The sequence below is a fragment of the Burkholderia sp. AcTa6-5 genome (assembly GCF_017815075.1).
GTDB lineage: Bacteria > Pseudomonadota > Gammaproteobacteria > Burkholderiales > Burkholderiaceae > Burkholderia > Burkholderia sola.
Genome location: NZ_JAGIQE010000006.1, coordinates 275,126 through 290,093 on the forward strand (window position 1 = coordinate 275,126; position 14,968 = coordinate 290,093).

General features: G+C 68.0%; 14 protein-coding genes. 8 read left to right on the forward strand and 6 right to left on the reverse strand.

Annotated features, from left to right (window positions below; genetic code table 11):
- The first annotated feature begins 25 nt into the window (after nt 1–25).
- The 4 genes from J8I33_RS11370 to fahA are packed head-to-tail and all read left to right on the forward strand — an operon-like array spanning nt 26 to nt 4,263.
- A complete protein-coding gene (locus tag J8I33_RS11370) occupies nt 26–256 on the forward strand; it encodes a DUF2783 domain-containing protein (RefSeq protein ID WP_034206533.1) in 231 nt (76 codons plus the stop codon).
- Nucleotides 253–1,611: an MFS transporter gene (locus J8I33_RS11375; RefSeq protein ID WP_209935625.1), complete on the forward strand. Its 1,359-nt coding sequence runs from the start codon at nt 253–255 to the stop codon at nt 1,609–1,611. Before J8I33_RS11370 ends, J8I33_RS11375 begins: the two co-directional genes overlap by 4 nt.
- 16 nt (nt 1,612–1,627) lie before the next feature.
- Entirely contained in the window at nt 1,628–2,962 is a 1,335-nt protein-coding gene (gene hmgA / locus J8I33_RS11380; RefSeq protein ID WP_124555680.1) for a homogentisate 1,2-dioxygenase, read from the forward strand.
- Nucleotides 2,959–4,263, forward strand: coding sequence for a fumarylacetoacetase (gene fahA / locus J8I33_RS11385; protein WP_209935632.1), 1,305 nt, complete (start codon nt 2,959–2,961; stop codon nt 4,261–4,263). The genes hmgA and fahA overlap by 4 nt, the downstream gene beginning before the upstream one ends.
- Nucleotides 4,264–4,466: 203 nt before the next feature.
- Here the strand turns inward: fahA and J8I33_RS11390 are convergent, their stop codons facing one another.
- The 5 genes from J8I33_RS11390 to J8I33_RS11410 form a co-directional block, all read right to left on the reverse strand.
- Nucleotides 4,467–5,627: an MFS transporter gene (locus J8I33_RS11390; RefSeq protein WP_124555682.1), complete on the reverse strand. Its 1,161-nt coding sequence runs from the start codon at nt 5,625–5,627 to the stop codon at nt 4,467–4,469.
- 93 nt (nt 5,628–5,720) lie between these two features.
- On the reverse strand, nt 5,721–6,890 hold the full coding sequence (locus J8I33_RS11395) for an MFS transporter (RefSeq protein ID WP_209935639.1): 1,170 nt from the start codon (nt 6,888–6,890) through the stop codon (nt 5,721–5,723).
- Nucleotides 6,891–7,112: 222 nt separating this feature from the next.
- Nucleotides 7,113–7,850, reverse strand: coding sequence for a 5,6-dimethylbenzimidazole synthase (bluB, locus tag J8I33_RS11400; protein ID WP_124555684.1), 738 nt, complete (start codon nt 7,848–7,850; stop codon nt 7,113–7,115).
- A gap of 172 nt (nt 7,851–8,022) precedes the next feature.
- Nucleotides 8,023–9,021 carry a 2-hydroxyacid dehydrogenase gene (locus J8I33_RS11405; protein WP_209935645.1) on the reverse strand — a complete coding sequence of 333 codons (999 nt, stop codon included), beginning with the start codon at nt 9,019–9,021 and terminating at the stop codon, nt 8,023–8,025.
- Between the two features lie 30 nt (nt 9,022–9,051).
- Nucleotides 9,052–10,035: a LysR family transcriptional regulator gene (locus tag J8I33_RS11410; RefSeq protein ID WP_050011718.1), complete on the reverse strand. Its 984-nt coding sequence runs from the start codon at nt 10,033–10,035 to the stop codon at nt 9,052–9,054.
- A gap of 761 nt (nt 10,036–10,796) precedes the next feature.
- Between J8I33_RS11410 and J8I33_RS11415 the strand changes: the two genes are divergently transcribed.
- Nucleotides 10,797–12,008 (forward strand): alanine--glyoxylate aminotransferase family protein, encoded by a 1,212-nt coding sequence (locus tag J8I33_RS11415; protein ID WP_050011717.1) that lies wholly within the window; start codon nt 10,797–10,799, stop codon nt 12,006–12,008.
- Nucleotides 12,009–12,044: 36 nt separating this feature from the next.
- Here J8I33_RS11415 and J8I33_RS11420 read toward each other — a convergent pair whose 3' ends face one another.
- Nucleotides 12,045–12,980 (reverse strand): AraC family transcriptional regulator, encoded by a 936-nt coding sequence (locus J8I33_RS11420; RefSeq protein ID WP_050011716.1) that lies wholly within the window; start codon nt 12,978–12,980, stop codon nt 12,045–12,047.
- Between the two features lie 133 nt (nt 12,981–13,113).
- Here J8I33_RS11420 and J8I33_RS11425 point away from each other — a divergent pair, with 133 nt between their 5' ends.
- The 3 genes from J8I33_RS11425 to J8I33_RS11430 all read left to right on the forward strand — a co-directional run bounded on the left by J8I33_RS11425 (nt 13,114) and on the right by J8I33_RS11430 (nt 14,932).
- Nucleotides 13,114–14,004: an EamA family transporter gene (locus J8I33_RS11425; protein ID WP_209925802.1), complete on the forward strand. Its 891-nt coding sequence runs from the start codon at nt 13,114–13,116 to the stop codon at nt 14,002–14,004.
- Nucleotides 14,005–14,017: 13 nt separating this feature from the next.
- Complete coding sequence (locus tag J8I33_RS34740) at nt 14,018–14,143, forward strand: hypothetical protein (RefSeq protein ID WP_280920948.1); 126 nt, start codon at nt 14,018–14,020, stop codon at nt 14,141–14,143.
- A gap of 129 nt (nt 14,144–14,272) precedes the next feature.
- Nucleotides 14,273–14,932, forward strand: a complete 660-nt coding sequence (locus tag J8I33_RS11430; RefSeq protein WP_209925803.1) for a PAAR domain-containing protein — start codon at nt 14,273–14,275, stop codon at nt 14,930–14,932.
- The last annotated feature ends 36 nt before the right edge of the window (nt 14,933–14,968 follow it).

The following is a 14,968-nucleotide window of genomic DNA, read 5'->3' on the forward strand; positions in this document are numbered from 1 at the left end:
CGATAAAGACACCGGAGACACCGTCATGCCCCCACTCGACACCCGCCCGCGCCTGGCCGACCCCGACGCGTTCTACGAAGCGCTGATCGACATGCATCGCGACCTGTCGGATGCCGACAGCCAGCTCGTCAACGCGAAGCTGATCCTGCTGCTCGCGAACCAGGTCGGCGACGCCGACGTGCTGCGCGAAGCGATGGCGCTCGCGCGCCAGGGCGTGACGCCGCCCGTGCATCCGGCCGCCGAGGTCGCGCAATGAGCGCGGCGGCCGATACGCGCGTGCTCGAAGTCGAGCGCGTGATCGACGAGACCCATCGCCCGGGCTTTCACGCGATGCTGCTCGCGCTGTGCGGGCTGTGCCTCGTGATCGACGGTTTCGATGCGCAGGCGATGGGCTACGTCGCGCCGAGCGTGATCGCCGAATGGGGCGTGCCGAAGCAGGCGCTCGGCCCCGTGTTCAGCGCGAGCCTGTTCGGGATGCTGCTCGGCGCGCTCGGGCTGTCGGTGCTGGCCGACCGGATCGGGCGGCGCCCGGTGCTGATCGGCTCGACGCTGTTCTTCGCGGTGACGATGCTCGCGACGCCGTTCGCGAGCTCGATCCCCGTGCTGATGGCGCTGCGCTTCGTCACGGGCCTCGGCCTCGGCTGCATCATGCCGAACGCGATGGCGCTGGTCGGCGAGTTCAGCCCCGCCACGCATCGCGTGAAGCGGATGATGATCGTGTCGTGCGGCTTCACGCTCGGCGCGGCGATCGGCGGCTTCATCAGCGCGGCGCTGATTCCGGCGCTCGGCTGGCGTTCGGTGTTTTTCGTCGGCGGCGCGGTGCCGCTCGTGCTGACGATCGCGATGGTCGCGCGGCTGCCCGAATCGCTGCAGTTCCTGGTGCTGAAAGGGCGCGTCGCGCAGGCGCGCGACTGGCTCGCACGGTTCGCGCCGCAAGCCGGCATCGATGCGAATACGCGGCTCGTCGTGCGTGAACGTGCGGCGAGCGGTGCGCCGGTGGCCGAGCTGTTCGGCCATGGCCGCCTGCCGGTCACGCTGCTGCTGTGGTCGATCAGCTTCATGAACCTGATCGACCTGTACTTCCTGTCGAACTGGCTGCCGACCGTGATGCGCGAAGCCGGCTATTCGCCGGGCACGGCGGTGATCGTCGGCACGGTGCTGCAGACGGGCGGCGTGATCGGCACGCTGTCGCTCGGCTGGTTCATCGAACGTTACGGCTTCGTGCGCGTGCTGTTCGCCTGCTTCGCGTGCGCGGCCGTGTCGGTGGGACTGATCGGCTCGGTCGCGCATGCGTTGCCGTGGCTGCTGGTGGTCGTGTTCGCGGGCGGCTTCTGCGTGGTCGGCGGACAGCCGGCCGTGAACGCGCTCGCGGGCCAGTATTACCCGACGTCGCTGCGCTCGACGGGCATCGGCTGGAGCCTCGGCATCGGCCGGATCGGCTCGGTGCTCGGGCCGCTCGTCGGCGGACAACTGATTGCGCTCAACTGGTCCAACGGCGCGCTGTTCCACGCGGCCGCGGTGCCGGTGCTGTGCTCGGCGCTGTTCGTGCTGGGCCTGGCCGGTGTGACGCGGCGCAACGGCGCGCTGGCGCCGAACGCCGCGATGAATTGATGGAGAAAGGAAAACGATGACGCTTGACCTGTCGAAACCGGCGACCGCCGGCTACCTGAGCGGTTTCGCGAACGAATTCGCGACCGAGGCGCTGCCCGGCGCGCTGCCGCACGGCCGCAACTCGCCGCAGCGCGCGCCGTACGGGCTGTACGCGGAGCAACTGTCGGGCACCGCGTTCACCGCGCCGCGCGGCCACAACCGCCGTTCGTGGCTGTACCGGATCCGTCCGGCCGCCGTGCACCGGCCGTTCGAGCCGTATGCGGGCACGCAGCGGCTCGTGTCGGAATTCGGCGATTCGACCGACGTGCCGCCGACGCCGCCAAACCAGCTGCGCTGGGATCCGCTGCCGATGCCGGTCGAGCCGACCGATTTCGTCGATGGCCTCGTGACGATGGCCGGCAACGGGTCGGCCGCGGCGATGAACGGCTGCGCGATCCACCTGTATGCGGCCAACCGGTCGATGCAGGACCGCTTCTTCTACAGCGCGGACGGCGAGCTGCTGATCGTGCCGCAGCAGGGGCGGCTCTTCATCGCGACCGAGTTCGGCCGGCTCGACGTCGAGCCGTTCGAGATCGCGGTGATTCCGCGCGGCGTGCGTTTTGCCGTCGCGCTGCCGGATGGCGACGCGCGCGGCTACATCTGCGAAAACTTCGGCGCGCTGCTGCGCCTCCCGGATCTCGGCCCGATCGGCTCGAACGGGCTCGCGAACCCGCGCGACTTCCTGACGCCGCAGGCCGCGTACGAGGATCGCGAAGGCGCGTTCGAGTTGATCGCGAAGCTGAACGGCCGGTTGTGGCGCGCGGACATCGGCCATTCGCCGCTCGACGTCGTCGCGTGGCACGGCAACTACGCGCCGTATAAATACGACCTGCGCCTGTTCAACACGATCGGCTCGATCAGCTTCGACCATCCCGATCCGTCGATCTTCCTCGTGCTGCAGTCACAGAGCGACACGCCGGGCGTCGACACGATCGATTTCGTGATCTTCCCGCCGCGCTGGCTCGCGGCCGAGGATACGTTCCGCCCGCCCTGGTTCCACCGCAACGTCGCGAGCGAGTTCATGGGGCTCGTGCACGGCGCGTACGACGCGAAGGCCGAGGGCTTCGTGCCGGGCGGCGCGAGCCTGCACAACTGCATGTCGGGCCACGGGCCCGATGCGGACACGTTCGAGAAGGCGTCGGCGAGCGACACGACGAAGCCGCACAAGGTCGACGCGACGATGGCGTTCATGTTCGAAACCCGCACGCTGATCCGGCCGACGCGCTACGCGCTCGACACCGCGCAGCTGCAGGCGGACTACTTCGAATGCTGGCAAGGCATCAAGAAACACTTCAATCCGGAGCAAAAGTGAGCGATACCCAAGACTGGCGCGCGACGCTCGACCCGGCTCGCAAGAGCTGGATCGGTACCGCGAACGATCCCGCCTGCGATTTCCCGATCCAGAACCTGCCGTTCGGGATCTTCAGCGATGCGAAGCAGGGCGCGCGCCGTGCGGGCGTCGCGCTCGGCGACCAGATCGTCGATCTCGCGGCGCTCGCGCGTGCGGGCCTCGTGACGCTGCCGGCCGGCGCCGATGTATTTGCCGCGCCGACGCTCAACGCGTTCATCGCGCTCGGCCGCGACGCGTGGCGCAGCGTGCGCGTGCAGCTGTCGGCGCTGTTCTCGCGCGACAACGCGACGCTGCGTGACGATGCGGCGCTGCGCGCGCAAGTGCTCGTCGCGCAGCGCGACGCGACGCTGCATCTGCCGGTCGACATCCCCGGCTACACCGATTTCTATTCGTCGAAGGAGCATGCGACCAACGTCGGCTCGATGTTCCGCGATCCGAAGAACGCGCTGCTGCCGAACTGGTCGGAGATGCCGATCGGCTACAACGGCCGCGCGTCGTCGGTGGTCGTGAGCGGCACGCCGGTGCGGCGCCCGAACGGGCAACTGAAGCTGCCCGACCAGGAGCGTCCGGTGTTCGGCGCGTGCCGCAAGCTCGACATCGAACTGGAAACGGGCTTCATCGTCGGCAAGGGCAACGCGCTCGGCGAGCCGATCGCGTGCGAGGACGCGGAAGCGCATATCTTCGGGATGGTGCTGCTGAACGACTGGAGCGCGCGCGACATTCAGCAGTGGGAATACGTGCCGCTCGGCCCGTTCAACTCGAAGGGGTTCGCGACGACGATCTCGCCGTGGATCGTCACGCTCGACGCGCTCGAACCGTTCCGCGTCGCGCAGCCGGAGCAGTCGCCGCAGCCGCTCGCGTATTTGCGGCATGCGGGCAAGCATGCGTTCGATATCGCGCTGGAAGTGACGCTGCGGGCGGAGGGCGCGGCCGACGCGACGTCGATCTGCCGCACGAACTTCAGGCACATGTACTGGACGATGGCGCAGCAGCTTGCGCATCACACGGTCGCCGGCTGCAACACGCGCGTGGGTGACCTGATGGGTTCGGGCACGATCAGCGGGCCGACCAAGGACTCGTTCGGCAGCCTGCTCGAACTGACGTGGAACGGCAAGGAGCCGGTCGCGCTGAACGGCGGCGGCAGCCGCACGTTCATCGAGGACGGCGATGAGCTTACGCTCGCCGGCTGGTGCCAGGGCGACGGCTATCGCGTCGGCTTCGGCGCGTGTGTAGGCAGGATTTTGCCGGCGCGCGGCGCGTGACGGATCGCAGCGCCGGACGTTACGTGTAGGCTACGCGTCGTCCGGAAGGACAGGGCGGCCCGCGTTGCGCGGGCCGTTTTTCGTTGACCGCGGGACGGGCACGAGCGGGCCGAGGCGTATCGGTGCATGGTGCTGCGCGCCAACGCCAACGCCAACGCCAACGCCAACGCCAACGCCAACGCCAACGCCAACGCCAATTTGCATCAGACCGCGCGCTGCACCGCTGCGCGTCCCTCCCACAACGCTGCCGCGACGAACGCGGCCACGCACGCGACCAGCACGCCGACCAGCGCGTTGCTGCCCAGTTGCTCCATCAACGCGCCGGCCACCAGCGGGCCGCCGAAGCTCGCGGCGCTCCACGACGCCGACACGAGCGAGCTCGCGGTGACGAGCGCCGCCCCGCGGAAACGCTCGCCGCACGCGACGAGCGACAGCGTGTAGATGCTGCCGGCCGCCGCGCCGAGCACGAACAGCAGCGGCCAGCACAGCCACGGATTCGCGATCACGAACGGCAGTAGCGGCAGGCCGGCCAGCACGATCCAGCCCGCGCCGAGGTGCACGCGTTCGCGGCCGAGCTTGTCCGCGAGCCAGCCGATCGGGAACTGCATCGCGGTATCGCCGAACAGCATGATCGACGCGAGCAGCACGGCGGTCGCGCTCGCGACGCCGTGATCCATCGCATAGAGCGGCAGCAGCGACAGCGCGAGCGTGTCGAACAGCGCGAAGAAGCCGGTGCCGATGATCAGCGCGGGCATGCGCGGCAGCACGTCGAGCCAGCGGCCGTGCGCTTCGTGATGCGCGTCGTCGCCGGCGAGCGGCGCACGGCGGATCGTCGCGAGCGTCGGCAGCGCAAGCAGGAACAGCGCGCCGCACAGCGCGAAGCGGAGGCTCGTCGCGCCGGCGATCTGGCTGACGAGCACGGGGCCGGCCATCTGGAACAGCGTGAAATTGGTCGCGTAGATCGCGACCACGCGGCCGCGCGTCGAATCGTCGGCGAGCTGGTTGACCCACGCTTCGCCGATCGTGAACAGCAGCATCAGCGCGGCGCCGCACAGCACGCGCAGCACGCCCCACAGGATCAGGTTCGACGTGAACTGCATCAGCGCGGTGGCGGCCGCGAGCAGCACGACCGACACGACGATCGCGCGGCGCGCACCGATGTGCCGCGCGAGCGCGGTGACGAACGGGACGACCGCGAGGCCGCCGAGGGCCTGCGCGGCGGTCAGCATGCCGACGACGTGGGTGCCGTGCCCGGCTTCGGTCAGTGCAAGTGCGGTGAGCGGCAGCGTGGCGCCGGTGCCGAGGCCGACGACCGCGACGCTCAGGATCAGCGCGAGGAAATCGCGATTGAGAATGGCTTTCATCGGCCGCGATGCTACACCGCGACCGGTGAAAGGTCCATGAAGGCCGTCAGGTTCGGATGGCGTTGTGTCCGCAACGATCTCGGCAGGGTTGCGTCACACGTATTCGGTCGGCACGACCACCGGCCGGCGTTCGAGCGACGCCGACCACAGCGTGAGCGCGAGCGCCGCGACGGCCATCGCGACGCCGACCCACGGCAGGCTCACGAGCGACACGCCGGAGCCGATCGCCATCCCGCCGAGCCATGCGCCGGTCGCGTTGCCGAGGTTGAACGCGCCCTGGTTCAGCGTCGACGCGAGGTTCGGCGCGTCGCTCGCGCGATCGACGATCATGATCTGCAGCGGCGGCACGATCGCGAACGCGAGGATGCCCCACACGAAAACCGTCGCGAGCGCGGCGAACGGCAGATGCATCGTGCCGGCGAACAGCGCGAGGACGATGCCGATCAGCGCGAGCGTCGCGATCAGCGACGGCATCCGGCGCCAGTCGGCGAGCTTGCCGCCGAGCGTGCCGCCGACCGTCAGGCCGAGTCCGAACAGCAGCAGCACGTAGGTGACCTGATGCGGCGAGAAGCCGGTCACGTCCTCGAGGATCGGCGCGATGTACGTGAACACGCTGAACAGGCTCGCGGACGCGAGCACGCTGATGCCGAGCACCATCAGCACCTGCGGGTGCTTCAGCACGCTGAATTCGCGCGTGATGCTGGTGTCGGGCATCGCGAGGTTTTTCGGCAGGCACACCGCGAGCGCGGCGGCCGCGGCAATGCCGATGCCGGTGACGGCCCAGAACGTCGCGCGCCAGCCGAACGCCTGGCCGAGCGCGGTGCCGAGCGGCACGCCGAGCACGTTCGCGAGCGTGAGGCCGGTGAACATCAGCGCGATCGCCTGCGCGCGGCGGTTCGGCGCGACGAGGTTGCTCGCGACCACCGAACCGATGCCGAAGAACGCCCCGTGGCAAAACGCGGTGACGATGCGCGCGGCCATCAGCACCGCGTAGCCGGGCGCGATCGCGCAGAACAGGTTGCCGGCGATGAACAGCCCGATCAGCCCCATCAGCGCACGCTTGCGCGGCATCTTCGCGGTGACGATCGCGAGGATCGGCGCGCCGATCGTCACGCCGAGCGCGTAGCCCGACACGAGCATCCCGGCGGCCGGGATCGACACGCCGAGGTCGCGCGCGACATTGGGCAGCAGCCCCATGATCACGAATTCGGTGGTACCGATTCCAAATGCGGCGACGGCAAGGGCGAAAAGAGGCAGGGGCATCGCGGTAGGCTCGGGAAAGGATGCCGCTCGAGCCGGGCGCGGGATGCGCGGGACGGGCGGTCGATGAGGCGAGAGTCAGCCGCGATTCTACTTCAGTGAAAACCCTGATGCTGGGGGCCAAAATGGGTGTTGCCGGCGTGCGACGGGGCGGCGCGCAGGGTGCTCACAGTGTGGGATCGACGGCGATTCAGCAGCGAGGCGACGGCTGCGGCCGAATGTGGATCAGGCGATGCGTTCGGGCGACCCGTCGGCCATCGCATCCGATGGTTTTTTCTTTTCAGTCTCGACTGGCGCCGCCGCCGATCCGGCCCCGTCGATCGCCGCCGGCTCGTCCCAGCCGTTCTCGAACAGGCATGCTTCGATCGGCATCCGCGCGGCCCAGCGTTCTTCTTCGAGCATCGGCTTCGCGTAGAACGCGTCGACGTGCCCGACGCAGAGCACGGCGATCGGCTTCGCGCCGTCGGGCATCCGCAGCAGCGTGCGCAGCGCATCGACGTCGAACAACGACACCCAGCCCATCCCGAGCCCTTCGGCGCGCGCCGCGAGCCACATGTTCTGGATCGCGCACGCGGCGGAGGCCAGATCCATCTCCGGCAGCGTGCGGCGGCCGAACACGTGGCGTTCGCGGCCGTCGGCGAGCGCGACGACCAGCAACTCGCCGCATTCGCGCACACCTTCGACCTTCAGCCGCATGAATTCGTCCTGGCGCTCGCCGAGTGCGTCGGCGGTCGCGCGGCGCTCGGCGTCGACCAGCGCATGAATGGCGGTGCGCAACGCGGGATCGGTGATGCGGATGAAGCGCCACGGCTGCATGAAGCCCACGCTCGGCGCGTGGTGCGCCGCGCGCAGCAGCCGCGCGAGCACGGCCGGATCGACGGGCGCCGGCGTGAAGTGACGCATGTCGCGCCGTTCGAAGATGGCGCGGTAGACAGCGGCGAGGTCGGAGTCGTCGAAACGCATGAGCGGACAAGGCAGGGAAGGACGTCGGCGCAACGATAGCAGACCGCGCGCTCGAAACGTTACTTCAACCGAAACAATGCGCTGAATTGTGGACGAAGGTGAGTGCGCTTCGCGGCGCGAGGCGTAAGCAAACGATTGCGAATGCGCCGCAAGCCCTCAAATGGGCGGTTTTTCAGCGATTTGCAATTACGACGTTCTGCGGCGTCCGCGCATGCCACGCCTCGATGTTCAGCAGCGTCGTGTGCGCGATCTCGGCCAGCGCCTCGCGCGTGAAGAACGCCTGGTGCGACGTGACGATCACGTTCGGGAACGTCAGCAGGCGCGCGAGCACGTCGTCCTGCAGCGGCAGGTCCGAGTGATCCTCGAAGAACAGCCCGCTTTCCTCCTCGTACACGTCCAGCCCGAGATGGCCGAGCTGGCCGCTCTTGAGCGCGTCGACCAGCGCCTGCGCATCGACGAGGCCGCCGCGCCCCGTGTTGATCAGCATCGCGCCGTGCTTCATCCGCGCGAGCGTGCGTTCGTTGATCAGGTGGTGCGTCGACGGCAGCAGCGGGCAATGCAGGCTGACGATGTCGGCGTGATGCAGCAGCTCGTCGAGTTCGACGTAGCGCGCGCCGAACGCGATCAGCTCGTCGTCGTACGGCGGCACCGAGTGCGCGAGCACGTGCATCCCGAAGCCCATCATGATCTTCGCGAACACGCTGCCGATGATGCCGGTGCCGATCACGCCGACGGTCTTGCCGTGGAGATCGAAGCCGAGCAGGCCGTTCAGCGAGAAATCGCCTTCGCGCGTGCGGGCGACCGCGCGCGGCAGGCGGCGGTTGAGCGCGAGGATCAGCGCGACCGCGTGCTCGGCCACCGCGTGCGGCGAATACGCGGGCACGCGCACGACCGTGATGCCGAGCCGTTCGGCGGCGGCGAGGTCGACGTGGTTGAAGCCCGCCGAGCGCAGCGCGATCAGCCGCGTGCCGCCGTCGGCGAGCCGTTCGAGCACGGCCGCGTCGACGGTGTCGTTGACGAACGGGCAGACGACGTCATAGCCGTGCGCGAGGATCGCCGTTTCCGCGTCGAGGTGCGACGGCTGGAAGTGCAGCCGATAGCCGAACTGCCGGTTGGCGGCGGTGAACGAATCGTCGTCGTACTGCCGGCTGCTGAACAGGATCACGCGCACGCTGCACCTCCGATGGCTGACGCGCGCAGTTTACTGCAGGCCCGTGACGATGTCGGAGCGTTCGGGGCCGCGCACCGGCCGCAGGAAGTCGTAGTCCGTCTGCCCGCGGGCGGCCGGCGCGCCGAAGTGCTCGAGCGCGTGCTCGACGAAGCTGCGCGTCCGGGCCGGCACGTACTGGCGGTTCGGATAGACGAGCGACAACTGCGCGTCGGGATCGTCGATCCGGTAGCCGGCCATCAGCCGCACGAGCGTGCCGTGGTTGAGCGCGTCGGCCACGCACGGCTCGGGCAGCACCGCGATGCCGGCGCCGGCCACGGCCGCCGCCTGCACGAGCGCGAGCTGATTGACCGTGCAGGCCGGGCGCACCGTGACCGTATGGGCGACGCCGTCGTGACCGACGAGTTGCCACGTCGGCGCGTGCTGGTGCGCCGCGAGCGTGACCCAGTCGTGGCCCGGCAGGTCGTCGGGCACGCGCGGCTCGCCGCGGCGGTCGAGATACGCGGGCGCCGCGCACGCGACGAACGGGTTCGGCGCGAGCGCATGGCCGATCAGCGACGGGTTGCCGTCGAGCCGGGTGCCCGTGACGATGCCGACGTCGTAGCCCGAATCGAGCACGTCGAGCGGCCCTTCGGCGACGGTCAGCTGCACGCGCAGCTCCGGGTAGCGGTGCCGGAAGCTGCTGACGAGCGGCGTCAGCGCGAGCGGCGACAGCAGCCCCGACGCGACGACGCGCAGCGTGCCGGCCGGTTCGCGCACGGCATGCGCGACGGACGATTCGAGGTGGTCGAATTCCTCGAGCAACGCACGGCAACCGTCGAGGTAGCGCACGCCGGCCTCGGTAAGCGACAGGTTGCGCGTGGTGCGATGGATCAGCCGTGTGTTCAGGTGGCCCTCGAGCATCGCGATCGAACGCGTGACGAGCGCATTGGACACGCCGAGATGGTGCGCCGCGCGCCGGAAGCTTTGCTGCTCGGCGACGCAGACGAATACACGCATGGTCTGAATCTGGTTCATGGCTTGCGTATTTCTGGCCCGGTTGATTGATTTTGGTTGTGATTTATCGCCGCGCAACGTCGAAAGCGCATCGCGCGGCCCCAGCTCTCCCTCGTCTCGAAAATAGAATTTTCGATTCCGCAGATGATTGTTCAATAAAGAACAGATATCCGTCAACCTGAGAAAACGGGCGGCTTGCGTAAAATCGAAATCGCGAGTACCTGTTTAACGCTGCAATGCAGCAAGCGCGGGGCGGCAAAACCGGCATGGTATTGGAGTATGCGCGGTTTCTTGAAAAATATCGTTTTTAATCAGCATGTTGGGAGAAATTTTTGCGGCCCGTGACGCAGCGCTTTCGGCGTCGTTCCCCAATAAATGCTGCAATAGTGGATGTTTTTTCCACGTTCGGATTTTGTGTATCGCATTCGTTCCGCGATTTGTATCAGGTGGTCGGTCCATTTCGTTCCACCCGCGAATGAGGCTGAACTGCCGTTTTCGACGAATCATCTCGATATTGGCGGAGAAAATCGTGCGTTCGGAACCCCGAGTGGAACCGTTTCGCGACCGGCGGGCAATCCCTTTTCAATCCGGCCAGCCATCGCGGGCGCGGTATGCGGCCGGCTGGCCCGGTCCGGCGACCGGGCCACCGTCGCGCTGTCCGGACGTGCGCGCCTCTTGCGCGAGGCGGCGGAACACGGAATGATCGATGAGTTGGCCGCGCCGTGCTACGGGCGCCGTGCTACGGGCGTCCGGGCACTTCCTTTCCTCATCCTTTTCCAGCCATGTCCATCGATTATTCGCCGATTCCCTGTCCCGTCGTCGTGCCGCTCGACGCGATCCTGCCCGAAGAACCGCTGCTGATGATGGGAGCCGGCCCGGTGCCGATCCCGGCCGCGGTGGCCAAGGCGAACACGATCGTGATCAACCACCTCGGCGCGACGATGGCGAAGATCATCGAGCAGGTGAAGGAGATGGCGCGCTACGTGTTCCAGACCCGCACGAAGTGGGTGCTCGGCGTCGCGGGCCCGGGCTCGGCCGCGATGGAAATGGCGATCTCGAACCTCGCCTGGCGCGGCACGCGCGTGCTGTCGATCCGCAACGGCTTCTTCAGCGCGCGGATGGCCGAGATGGCCACGCGCGTCGGCGCCGACGTCGCGACGCTCGAAGTGGCCGACCGCGCGGTCGCGAGCCTCGACGAGATCGCCGACGCGATCGCCCGCGAGCAGCCCGAAATCGTCACGATCGTGCAGGGCGAGACGTCGAACACCGTCTGGAACCGAGACCTGCGCGACATCGCCGCGCTCGCGAAGGCGGCCGGCGCGCTGGTGGTCGTCGACGCGGTGTGCACGCTGTCGACGATGCCGCTCGAGATGGATGCGTGGGGCATCGACGCGGTGATCACCGGCGGCCAGAAGGGGCTGTCGTCGATCCCCGGCGTGTCGCTGATCGCGTTCTCCGATGCCGCGTGGGACCGCATGAAGCATCGCCCCGAGCCGAACGCGCACTGGTGCCTCGACATGGCGCTCGCGGAGAACTTCTGGCACAACGCCGGCTATCACTACACGGCGCCCGTGTCGGGCGTGCTCGCGCTGCACGAGGCGCTGCGGCTCGTCTGCGCGGAGACGCTCGAAAGCCGCTTTGCGCGCCACCTGCGCTGCTCGCTGGCGCTGCAGGCGGGCGTCGAATCGATGGGGCTCAAGCTCTATGCGCCGAAGGACTGCCGGCTCAATTCGGTGGTCGGGATCGAGACGCCCGAGGGGCTCACGCCCGGGATGGTCTGCGGCCATATCTCGAAGCAGTACCAGGTCGAGATCTCCGGCTCGTTCGGCTTGCCGATCGTGCGGATCGGGCAGATGGGCGAGCAGTGCCGCGAACACAACCTGTTCCGCACGCTGCATGCGTTCGGCCGCACGATGGTCGACCTGAAGGTGCCGGTCGACCTGCCGGCCGGCGTCGCGGCGCTCGAACAGGAACTGTCGCGGCGCGGCGCGTAAGCGGAAGCAGCGAGGAAACGAGGAAGCGGGCCGCGCTCAGCGGCCTTGCATCGCGCGCCGGTACGTATTCGGCGTCGTGCCGTGCGCGTCGCGAAAGCGATGGCTGAAGTGGCCGGCGTTCGCGTAGCCGCAGTCGGCCGCGATCTGCGCGAGCGGCAGCGCCGTCGTGCGCAGCAGCTCGCGGGCGCGGGCGAGCCGTTGCTCGGCCACCCATGCGTGCGGCGCGCGGCCGAACGACAGCCGGAACATCCGCGAGAAATGGTATTCGGACAGCGCGGCAACCTCGGCGAGTTCGCCGAGCGTCAGCGGCTGCGTGAGATACGTGTCGATGTAGTCGCGCACGCGGCGGCGCACGGCCGGCGCGAGCCCGCCGCGGAACGACGTGTCGGTGCGCGTCGTGCTCTGCCCGCGCAGCAGCAGGCTCAGCACGTCGTGCGCGGTCTCGTTCACGCGCAGCCGGTCGTCCGCATCGTCCCAGCCGTCGAGCGCGAGCGAGCGCAGCAGCGCCGCGACGCGCGCATCCTCGAAATAGGTGCGATCGGCGAGCTTCAGCTCGCGCGGTTCGCGATCGAGCTCGCGGATCGCGCGCTGCGTGAAGTGCTCGGGCAGGAAATACAGGTGGATGAAATGCATTTCGCCGCGCACCCACCAGCGCGATTCGTGGTCACCCGGCAACGCGCACAGCAGGCTCGGCGCGCCGTAGCGCGGCACGCGCTGGCGCTCGGTCCGGTAGCCGCCGTCGAGGTAGCACGACAGCGTATGGTGGCCGGGCTGCTCGTAGACCGTCTCGCTTTCGTCGGTGATCCGCGTCCATTCGGCGATCGCGAGGTGGTCGCCGAGCCACGCGAAGCGCTCGAGCGTCGCGTTCGCGTCGGCGAGCGTGCGGCACACCGACTGCAGGCCGAACGGCAGATCGCCGCCAGCCAGGGCGGTGGTGCGGTCGACGGGCGGGGCGCAGAGGGAGAGACTCATGATGGGCCGAGTATAAGCGGGCGCGCGGCGCCGCGTGCGGCGTCCCGAAAAAGACCGCAATTCCGGACAATCGGCGCGCGCGGGGCGACGGCATAGTCGGGATCCCGATTCACCCGATTTTCGGAACGCCGCCATGAACCTGTCGCTTTATTTCGTCACCGTGCTGATCTGGGGCACCACCTGGATCGCGATCAAGTGGCAGCTCGGCTCGGTGCCGCCGCCCGTGTCGATCGCGTGGCGCTTCTGGCTCGCGGCCGCCGTGCTGTTCGCGCTGCTGCGCGTGATGCGCCGCCCGGTGCGCCCCCCGCGCGAAGCGTGGCGCTTTCTCGTCGCGCAGGGCTTCGCACTGTTCTGCCTGAATTTCCTGTGTTTCTACTATGCGGAGCAGGTCGTGCCGAGCGGGCTCGTCGCGGTGATCTTCTCGACCGCGCCGCTGCTGAACTCGATCAACGGCCGGCTGTTCATGGGCCGCCCGCTGCGGCCGTCGGCGATCGCCGGCGCGCTGCTCGGCCTGACCGGCATCGCGTGTCTGTTCTGGCAGCAGATGGCCGGCCATCTCGACGACCACGCGACGTGGACGGGGCTCGCGATCGCGTTCGCCGGCACGATGTGCTTCTCGGCGGGCAACCTGCTGTCGAGCCGGATGCAGTCGATGGGGCTGCACCCGCTCGCGACCAACGGCTGGGCGATGCTGATCGGCGCGGCGATCCTGACCGTCGGCGCCGCGGTGGCCGGGATGCCGTTCACGCTCGACACGAGCCCGCGCTATCTCGGCGCGCTCGCGTACCTCGCCGTGCCGGGCTCGGTGATCGGTTTCACCGCGTACCTGACGCTCGTCGGCCGGATCGGGCCGGAGCGCGCCGCGTACTGCACGGTGCTGTTCCCGATCGTCGCGCTGGCCGTGTCGACGGTGTTCGAGGGCTACCAGTGGTCGCCGCTGGCGGTGGTGGGGCTGCTGCTGGTGGTGGCCGGCAATCTCGTCGCGTTCGACCTCACGCGGAGGGTGTTTCTGCGGACGGCGTGAGCCGGAGGGATGGGTGCTGCGCATCCGCGAGCGCAGCTATCCGGCGCTCTATCCGGAGGGCGACGCCCGGGTGGGGACGGTGTTCCATCACGTATTCAATACCGCAACGATCCACCGCCGTAATTTTGAGCTCAGTTGATTCCATCAGTAAAACAGAACAATTCATATTTTTATAGCCAACAAATCGTATTCGTCCGATTGATCCACGTTTCGTATCTGGAATAGCGTCTCTAGGCAGCCATTCCATTTACTGAGACAGGGAAGCCGGATGAAAAACGAACACAAAGCACCGACCCATCTTTTCGCCACCGTTGGCGCACTCACGGAACGCGGTGGACGCGTCACCACCGCAACCAGCGGCCTCAACCTGGCAGGATTAGAAGTCGCCTGCGTCGGCGACGTAGTGACCTATGACGACAGCAGCGAGGCCGCGATTATCGACGGCGCGGGAAACAACCATAGCGGAGGCAAGCCGTTCGCGCTGGTCGGCAGCCGGTTGAGCAACGGTGACCGCATTACCGAAACGCTGCGCAGTTCGTGGGTCATTCACGTACGCGATGGGCAGAGCATTGCGGGTCTGTTCGATCCGACCTATGTGCCGCCACCCGCGGCGCCTACCTACAGACTGGCGGTACGTGGCGCGACAACAGCGCGCGGCGGGGCATTGCGCGAGCCGTCCGGCACATGGGAAGTAGCGCCGCACTTGGGCAAAGCTGCCACGGTGGGCGACCTGATCCATTATCCGGACGGTTCAACCGCGCGCGTGACGACCGGTCTGGGTTTGGCCGACGGGCCCGACTTCGCGCCGCTCGCATTCGTTGGCAGCGAACTCGATAACGGCGACACGATCACCGATAGTCCCGAGCGACAAGGCGTAGCGTCGTCCGTTGTATTTAGCGTCGTCACCCGCTCGTCCATGCCCCGCTGAGGTAGCGTCCATGATTCGCTACTTTCTTGCCAAAGG

Coding starts and splice junctions, on each gene's coding strand:
- J8I33_RS11370 (WP_034206533.1), top strand. CDS start 26: ATGCCCCCACTCGACACCCGCCCGCGCCTGGCCGACCCCGACGCGTTC.
- J8I33_RS11375 (WP_209935625.1), top strand. CDS start 253: ATGAGCGCGGCGGCCGATACGCGCGTGCTCGAAGTCGAGCGCGTGATC.
- hmgA (WP_124555680.1), top strand. CDS start 1,628: ATGACGCTTGACCTGTCGAAACCGGCGACCGCCGGCTACCTGAGCGGT.
- J8I33_RS11390 (WP_124555682.1), bottom strand. CDS start 5,627: ATGAAAGCCATTCTCAATCGCGATTTCCTCGCGCTGATCCTGAGCGTC.
- J8I33_RS11395 (WP_209935639.1), bottom strand. CDS start 6,890: ATGCCCCTGCCTCTTTTCGCCCTTGCCGTCGCCGCATTTGGAATCGGT.
- bluB (WP_124555684.1), bottom strand. CDS start 7,850: ATGCGTTTCGACGACTCCGACCTCGCCGCTGTCTACCGCGCCATCTTC.
- J8I33_RS11410 (WP_050011718.1), bottom strand. CDS start 10,035: ATGAACCAGATTCAGACCATGCGTGTATTCGTCTGCGTCGCCGAGCAG.
- J8I33_RS11415 (WP_050011717.1), top strand. CDS start 10,797: ATGTCCATCGATTATTCGCCGATTCCCTGTCCCGTCGTCGTGCCGCTC.
- J8I33_RS11420 (WP_050011716.1), bottom strand. CDS start 12,980: ATGAGTCTCTCCCTCTGCGCCCCGCCCGTCGACCGCACCACCGCCCTG.
- J8I33_RS11425 (WP_209925802.1), top strand. CDS start 13,114: ATGAACCTGTCGCTTTATTTCGTCACCGTGCTGATCTGGGGCACCACC.
- J8I33_RS11430 (WP_209925803.1), top strand. CDS start 14,273: ATGAAAAACGAACACAAAGCACCGACCCATCTTTTCGCCACCGTTGGC.